At 69.6% G+C, this 6,735-nt stretch carries 6 protein-coding genes; all 6 read left to right on the top strand.

The window, feature by feature from the left end; genetic code table 11:
• Nucleotides 1–887 (top strand): FHA domain-containing protein (locus tag DQP56_RS21550; protein ID WP_133258997.1); only part of this gene is annotated, 887 nt, incomplete at its 5' end.
• Nucleotides 888–1,038: 151 nt separating this feature from the next.
• Nucleotides 1,039–1,506, top strand: coding sequence for an FHA domain-containing protein FhaB/FipA (locus DQP56_RS21545; protein WP_112688905.1), 468 nt, complete (start codon nucleotides 1,039–1,041; stop codon nucleotides 1,504–1,506).
• A complete protein-coding gene (locus DQP56_RS21540) occupies nucleotides 1,503–2,969 on the top strand; it encodes a PP2C family protein-serine/threonine phosphatase (protein WP_112688903.1) in 1,467 nt (488 codons plus the stop codon). The genes DQP56_RS21545 and DQP56_RS21540 overlap by 4 nt, the downstream gene beginning before the upstream one ends.
• A complete protein-coding gene (gene rodA, locus DQP56_RS21535) occupies nucleotides 2,966–4,462 on the top strand; it encodes a peptidoglycan glycosyltransferase RodA (RefSeq protein ID WP_435673895.1) in 1,497 nt (498 codons plus the stop codon). Before DQP56_RS21540 ends, rodA begins: the two co-directional genes overlap by 4 nt.
• Nucleotides 4,459–5,937 carry a D,D-transpeptidase PbpA gene (gene pbpA, locus DQP56_RS21530; RefSeq protein ID WP_112688899.1) on the top strand — a complete coding sequence of 493 codons (1,479 nt, stop codon included), beginning with the start codon at nucleotides 4,459–4,461 and terminating at the stop codon, nucleotides 5,935–5,937. The genes rodA and pbpA overlap by 4 nt, the downstream gene beginning before the upstream one ends.
• A partial coding sequence (locus DQP56_RS21525; protein ID WP_133258996.1) for a serine/threonine-protein kinase occupies nucleotides 5,934–6,735 on the top strand: 802 nt, incomplete at its 3' end. The genes pbpA and DQP56_RS21525, both read left to right, overlap by 4 nt.

The raw sequence follows: 6,735 nt of genomic DNA, 5'->3' as shown, positions 1-6,735 counted from the left end.
CGCCCCGCCGGCCCGAGCACAGCGGCTACCCCGAGCACGGTGGCTACCCCGAGCAGGGCGGCTACCCGGAGCAGGGCGGCTACGCCGGCGGCCAGGCTGGCTACCCGCAGTCCTACGAGCCCCAGTCCTACGAGCAGCGGCCGCCGAGCGGCTACGGCGCCCCCGCCGGCTACGAGCCGGGCTACCCGCAGCACCAGCAGCCACCGGCGCCGGGCTACCCGGGCGGGGGAGGACAGCCCGGGTACGGCGACTACGAGCGCCCCCCGGCCCGCCACGACGACTACTCCCAGCTCGGGGGATACCCCGAGGCGCAGCCCGACCAACGGCCCGGCTACCCCGACCAGGGCGGCCCCGGCTACCCCGACCAGGGTTCGCCGTCCTACGGCCGCCAGGAATACGGCCAGCCCGACTACCGCTACGGCGAGTCCCAGGGCGCCCCGAGCGGCTATGACTACGGTCCCGACTACGGCCAGCAGGCTCCCGGCGGCTACGGCGACGCGCAGGGCGGCGGCTACGACTATGGCCAGGACTACGGCCAGCAGCCCGCGGGTGGCTACGACGCTCCGGGCAGCGGCTACGGCCAGCGCGCCTACTCGGCTCCGGCCACGGTCACGCTGCATCTCGACGACGGCAGCGGCCGGACCTACCAGCTGCACGAGGGCACCAACGTGGTCGGCCGCGGCCAAGACGCCCAGTTCCGGCTCCCGGACACCGGGGTGTCGCGGCGTCACCTGGAGATTCGCTGGGATGGCCGGGTGGCGCTGCTGTCTGACCTGAACTCCACCAACGGCACCACAGTGAACAACGCTCCGGTCCAGGAGTGGCAGCTGGCCGACGGCGACGTGATCAGGCTGGGTCACTCCGAAATCATCGTTCGGGTCCACTAGGGGCGACCGAGGGCCACGCCGAACCGGCCCGGAACGGGCAAAGCCCTGCCGCTTTGCCCTACGGTCACTCACGTCCAAGTATCGTGACTTTGCCGAAGTGCTCCGCCATGGGAGCACGACATGGACGGCGCAAGGACGGAGAGGACGCCGGATGCAGGGACTGGTGCTGCAGCTGACGCGAGCCGGTTTTTTGACGTTGCTGTGGCTGTTCATCTGGTCGGTGCTGCGCATTTTGCGGACCGACATCTACGCGCCGACCGGTGCGGTGATGGTTCGCCGCGGCCTGTCGATCCGGGGCGTGCTGCTGCCCTCGCGGCAGCATCGCGCCGGCGCACGCCACCTGGTGGTGACGGAGGGGCCCCTCACCGGGGCCCGGATCGCGCTGAGCGACCAGCCGGTTCTGGTCGGCCGCGCCGACGACTCCACCCTGGTGATCAACGACGACTACGCCTCCGCGCGGCACGCCCGCCTGTCTCAACGAGGATCGGAATGGTATGTCGAAGACCTCGGCTCGACCAACGGCACCTACCTTGACAGGGTGAAGGTCACCACAGCGGTACGGGTTCCCGTCGGGACGCCGATACGAATCGGCAAGACCGCGATCGAGCTCCGCCGGTGAGCCTGGTGCTGCGCTACGCCGCCCGCAGTGACCGCGGCCTGGTGCGCTCCAACAACGAGGATTCGGTGTACGCCGGTGCCCGGCTGCTGGCGCTGGCCGACGGCATGGGTGGGCACGCGGCCGGTGAGGTCGCTTCCCAGCTCGTTATCGCCGCGCTGGCCCACCTCGACGACGACGAGCCGGGTGGCGACCTGCTGGCGAAACTGGAAGCTGCGGTGCAGGAGGGGAACTCGGCGATCGCGGCATACGTCGAGGAACATCCCGAGCTCGAGGGCATGGGCACCACCTTGACCGCGATCCTGTTCGCGGCCCCCCGGCTGGGGCTGGCCCATATCGGCGACTCGCGCGGGTATCTGCTGCGCGACGGCGAACTCACCCAGATCACCAAGGACGACACCTTCGTTCAGACCCTGGTCGACGAGGGCCGCATCACCGCAGAAGAAGCCCACAGCCATCCGCAGCGTTCCCTGATCATGCGGGCGTTGACCGGCCACGAGGTGGAGCCGACGCTGACCATGCGCGAGGCCAAGGCCGGCGACCGCTACCTGCTGTGCTCGGACGGATTGAGCGATCCGGTGAGCACCGAGACCATCCACGAGGCGCTGGAGATCCCCGACGTCAATGAGAGCGCGCTGCGGCTGATCGAGCTGGCGCTGCGCGGCGGTGGGCCCGACAACGTGACCGTGGTGGTGGCCGACGTCGTCGACGTCGACTACGGCCAGACCCAGCCGATCTTGGCCGGGGCGGTCTCCGACAGCGACGATGATCACCTGACCGCCCTCAACACCGCCGCCGGCCGGGCATCGGCGATCTCCCCGCGCAAGACCGTCGCCAAACGGGTGCTGCCGCGGATCGAAACCCTGTCGCGGCCGCCACGCTCCCGGCGCCGCAAATTCGTCATCGCGATGCTGCTGCTGATCCTGCTGGCCGCTGCCCTGATGATCGGGCGGGCGATCGTCCGCACCAACTATTACGTCACCGCCTACGGCAACACCGTGGCGATCATGCGCGGTGTGCAGGGTTCGATTCTCGGTCTGCCGTTGCAGGAGCCCTACCTGCTGGGTTGCCTCGATAGCCGCGGGGACCTGGTGCAGGTCAGCTTCAGCCAATCCGGTGACAAGCTGTCCTGCCGGCTGATGACGTTGCAGGATCTGCGTCCGCCGGCGCGCCAGCAGGTCAGCAACGGCCTGCCGGCCGGCACGCTCGACGACGCGATCACCCAGCTGCGCAACCTGGCCCGGGACTCGCTGTTGCCGCCGTGTCCGTCGCGGAGCGCCACCGGGAAGACCGGCGACGGTGGTTCGGCGCCCTCGCGCGCACCGGATCCCGGCCCGGCGCCGACCGGTCCGCGGCCCGGCCCCGCGCAACGCACGCCGACCTCGGGGGTGCCGCACCTGCCGACGCTGACCAACCTGCCGCCGGCCCCGCCAGAACCGGGGACCGACTGCCGGGCGGCCTCATGAGCCGCGCCGGCGACGATCCCGTGGGGGCACCCCCCGGCGCGCAGCGGCAAGGGGCACCCAGCGATGAGAAGGGGGGGCGCGCATCGAGCACAGAGCCGCAGCCCGCGGTGACGGTGATCCCGGCGCTGCCGGATCGACGCAACGCCGAATTCCTGCTGCTGTGCTTCGCGACCGTGATCATCGCGGTGGCGATGCTGATCGTCGAGGCCGGCCACGAACAGGGGCTGCGCTGGGATCTGGTCGGCTACGGGACGGCGTTTCTGGTGCTGTTCAGCTTCGCGCACCTGGTCATTCGGCGCTCGGCACGTTACGCCGATCCGCTGCTGCTGCCGGTGGTGGCCCTGCTCAACGGGCTCGGACTGGTGATGATCCACCGCATCGATCTCGGCGTCGGGGCCGACGCCGCTGACGGCCGCCCGGGCGCCGGCGCCCAGATGCTGTGGACGCTGGTCGCCGTCATCGTCTTCGCCCTGGTGCTCGAGCTGCTCAAAGACCACCGCCTGCTCGCCGGCAACGGCTATATCTGCGGCGTGGTCGGCCTGGTGCTGCTGGTGATCCCCGCCCTGTTGCCGGCCTCGCTGTCGGAGCGACAAGGCGCCAAGATCTGGATCCGCTTGCCCGGCTTCTCTATTCAGCCCGCCGAGTTCTCCAAGATCTTGCTGCTGATCTTCTTCGCCGCGGTGCTGGTCTCCAAGCGCCGGCTGTTCACCAGCGCCGGCAAACACGTCCTGGGCATGAACCTGCCGCGGCCGCGCGACCTGGCGCCGCTGCTGGCCGCCTGGGTGATCTCCGTGGCCGTGATGGCTTTCGAAAAGGACCTCGGCACCTCGCTGCTGTTGTACGCGTCGTTTCTGGTGGTGGTGTACCTGGCCACCCGACGGTTCAGCTGGATGGTGATCGGGCTGCTGTTGTTCGCTGCCGGCAGCGTCGCGGCGTACTTCCTGTTCAGCCATGTCCGGGTGCGGGTACAGACCTGGATGGACCCCTTTGCCGACCCCGAGGGCGCCGGCTATCAGATGGTGCAGTCGTTGTTCAGCTTCGCCACCGGCGGCATCTTCGGCACCGGACTGGGCAACGGTCAGCCCGGATACGTGCCCGCGGCGTCGACGGACTTCATCATCGCCGCGTTCGGTGAGGAACTGGGTCTGGTCGGGCTCGCCGGTGTGCTGATCCTGTACACGATCGTGATCGTGCGCGGCATGCGGACCGCAATCGCGGTCCGCGACAGCTTCGGCAAGCTGCTGGCCGCCGGCCTGGCCGCCACCTTGGGCATCCAGCTGTTCATCGTGGTCGGGGGAGTGACCAAACTGATTCCGCTGACCGGGCTGACCACGCCGTGGCTGTCCTACGGCGGGTCGTCGTTGCTGGCCAACTACGTGCTACTGGCGATCCTGCTGCGCGTCTCGCACGCCGCGCGTCGCCCGCTGAGCACCCAGCCGCAGCGCACCACCCCGATCGGCGATACCGGCACGGCGGTGATCGAGCGCGTATGAACACCTCGCTGCGCCGCGTCACGATGACCCTGATGGCGCTGATAGTGCTGCTGTTGGGCAACGCCACCCTGACCCAGGTCTTCGCCGCCGACGGGTTGCGCACCGACCCGCGAAATCAGCGGGTGCTGCTCGACGAATACTCCCGCCAGCGGGGCCAGATCACCGCCTCCGGGCAACTGCTGGCCTACTCGGTCGCCACCGGCGGCCGGATCAAATACCAGCGCGTCTACCCCGACCCGGAGGTGTACGCGCCGATCACCGGGTTCTATTCGCTGCGCTACTCCAGCAGCGGGCTCGAACGCGCCGAGGACACCGTGCTCAACGGATCAGACCCGCGGCTGTTCGGGCTGCGGTTGGCGGACTTCTTCACCGGCCGCAGCCCCCGCGGCGGCACCGTCGAGACCACCATCCGCCCGCGGGTGCAGCAGGCGGGCTGGGAAGCGATGCGCAGCGGCTGCGACGGCGGCTGCCGAGGAGCCGTGGTGGCGCTGGAGCCGTCCACCGGCAAGATCCTGGCGCTGGTGTCCACACCGTCCTACGACCCCAACCTGTTGTCCTCGCACGACTCGGTTCAGCAGGGCCAGGCCTGGCAGCGGCTGCGCGACAACCCCGACTCGCCGCTGACCAACCGCGCCATCAGCGAGACCTACCCACCCGGGTCGACGTTCAAGGTGATCACCACCGCGGCCGCGCTGCAGGCCGGCATCAGCGAGAACGAGCAGCTGACCAACGCCGCGCGCATCGCCCTGCCCGACAGCACCGTCAAGCTGGAGAACTTCGGCGGCAACACCTGCGAGGGCAATGAACAGACCGTGCCGCTGCGGGTGGCGTTCGCCCGATCCTGCAACACCGCCTTCGTCCAATTGGGTATCCGCACCGGCTCCGACGCCCTGCGGAACACCGCCCAGGGGTTCGGGTTCGACATCACGCCCGAACCCATCCCGCTGCAGGTGGCCGAGTCCACTATCGGGCCGATCCGCGACGCCGCCGCGCTGGGGATGACCAGCATCGGCCAGAAGGATGTCGCGGTGACGCCGCTGAAGAACGCGGTGATCGCCGCGACCATCGCCAACGGCGGGTTGACGATGCAGCCCTACCTGGTCGCGGGGTTGGAAGGGCCGGATCTGGCCGGCATCGCGACGACGCAACCGCGCGAACAACGCCGTGCGGTGTCTTCGCAGGTCGCGGCTAAGCTAACTGAACTGATGATCGACGCCGAGAAAGTGACCCAGCAGGAGGGGGCCATCCCGGGCGTACAGATCGCGTCGAAGACCGGAACAGCCGAGCACGGCACCGATCCGCGGAACACTCCGCCGCACGCGTGGTACATCGCTTTCGCCCCGGCCAGCGCCCCCAAGGTGGCCGTCGCCGTTGTCGTGGAGGACGGCGGCGACCGCTTGGCCGCCACCGGCGGGGCGGTGGCCGCGCCGATCGGGCGCGCCGTCATCGAAGCCGCACTACAGGGGCGATCATGAGTCCGGCGGTCGGGGCGGCGCTGGCCGGGCGCTACCGGTTGCAGCGGCTCATCGCCACCGGCGGCATGGGCCAGGTGTGGGAAGCCGTGGACAACCGGCTGGGCCGACGCGTCGCGGTCAAGGTCCTCAAACCCGAGTTCTCCTCCGACCCGGAGTTCATCGAGCGGTTCCGCGCCGAGGCGCGCAACACCGCCATGCTCAACCATCCCGGCATCGCCAGCGTGCACGACTACGGCGAGACCGACCTGGACGGCGAAGGCCGCACCGCGTTTTTGGTGATGGAGCTGGTCAACGGCGAGCCGCTTAATTCGGTGCTCAAGCGCACCGGGCGGCTGTCGCTGCGGCACGCGCTGGACATGCTCGAGCAGACCGGTCGGGCACTGCAGGTCGCGCACAGCTCCGGGCTGGTGCACCGCGACGTCAAGCCCGGCAACATCATGATCACGCCCACCGGCCAGGTGAAGATCACCGACTTCGGTATCGCCAAGGCCGTCGACGCCGCCCCGGTCACCCAGACCGGCATGGTGATGGGCACCGCCCAATACATCGCGCCGGAACAGGCGCTCGGGCAGGACGCCACCGCGGCCAGCGATGTGTACTCCCTCGGTGTCGTCGGATATGAAGTGCTGTGCGGGCGCCGCCCTTTCACCGGCGACGGCGCGCTGACCGTGGCCATGAAACACATCAAGGAGCCGCCGCCGCCGCTGCCGGCCGAACTGCCACCCAACGTGCGGGAGCTCATCGAGATCACGCTGGCCAAGAACCCCGCCATGCGCTACCGCAGCGGCGGCCCGTTCG

Source organism: Mycolicibacter senuensis (genome assembly GCF_003284925.1).
Taxonomy (GTDB): domain Bacteria; phylum Actinomycetota; class Actinomycetes; order Mycobacteriales; family Mycobacteriaceae; genus Mycobacterium; species Mycobacterium algericum_A.
The sequence above is the reverse complement of the archived record's forward strand: the minus strand, read 5'-3'. Positions and strand labels throughout refer to the sequence as shown.

Excerpts from the sequence above, each read along its gene's own strand:
- DQP56_RS21545 (WP_112688905.1), top strand. The coding sequence starts at position 1,039 with ATGCAGGGACTGGTGCTGCAGCTGACGCGAGCCGGTTTTTTGACGTTG.
- rodA (WP_435673895.1), top strand. The coding sequence starts at position 2,966 with ATGAGCCGCGCCGGCGACGATCCCGTGGGGGCACCCCCCGGCGCGCAG.
- pbpA (WP_112688899.1), top strand. The coding sequence starts at position 4,459 with ATGAACACCTCGCTGCGCCGCGTCACGATGACCCTGATGGCGCTGATA.